The 640-nt window shown below is 68.4% G+C and carries 1 protein-coding gene and 1 pseudogene; both read right to left on the bottom strand.

Features of this window, described 5'->3' with window-relative positions:
- On the bottom strand, positions 1-394 hold a 394-nt coding region (locus tag MKK53_RS05025), incomplete at its 3' end, for a PAS domain-containing protein (protein ID WP_243927452.1).
- A gap of 19 nt (positions 395-413) precedes the next feature.
- Positions 414-620 (bottom strand): annotated as a pseudogene (locus MKK53_RS25660) (cytochrome ubiquinol oxidase subunit I); the annotation flags it as partial.
- Between the last annotated feature and the right edge of the window lie 20 nt (positions 621-640).

Genomic DNA, 640 nt, shown 5'->3' with positions numbered 1-640 from the left:
AGAAGCGGGCATAGGCGTCGGTCTTCACCTCGGCCGGGTCCACGAACAGGGAATGGTGCAGGCCGCGCACCTCCTCCAGCCCGTAGCCCACCACCGCCAGGAAGTTGGCGTTGGAGTCCATCACCTTCACGTCCAGCTCGCACTCGATCATCCCGTGCGCACCGTCCAGCGCCCGCAGCTTGCCGTCGCAATCCGCGTTGCGCACCTTCTGCTCGGTGACGTCGGTGGCGAACTTCACGACCTTCACGGGACGCCCGGAGGCATCGGTGACCGGGTTGTAGGTGGCCTGGATCCAGACCTCGCGGCCACCCTTGGCGATGCGCTTGTACTCCGCCGCCTGGAACTCGCCCCGGCGCAGGGCCTCCCAGAAGCGGGCATAGGCGTCGGTCTTCACCTCGGCCCCATTGCAGCCAGCGGGCCCGTTCGAGCCGCCCGGCTGCATAGAAGGCGATGCCGCCCCAGGCCAGCGCCAGCATCAGCAGGCCGCAGCCGACCATACTCCGGAAGGCGAAGAACGGGATCAGGACCGGCGGTCGGTCGGCCTTCGGGATGGCCTTGAGGCCGATCACCTTGCCGGTGGGCGTCCCGTCGTCGATCAGGCTGCCCGCAGGAGGAGGCAGGGCGATGACGAACCGGTTCG

This window comes from Methylobacterium sp. J-076, assembly GCF_022829405.1.
Taxonomy (GTDB): Bacteria; Pseudomonadota; Alphaproteobacteria; order Rhizobiales; family Beijerinckiaceae; genus Methylobacterium.
Note: the sequence above shows the minus strand (reverse complement) of the source record. Positions and strands in the feature narration are given on the sequence as shown.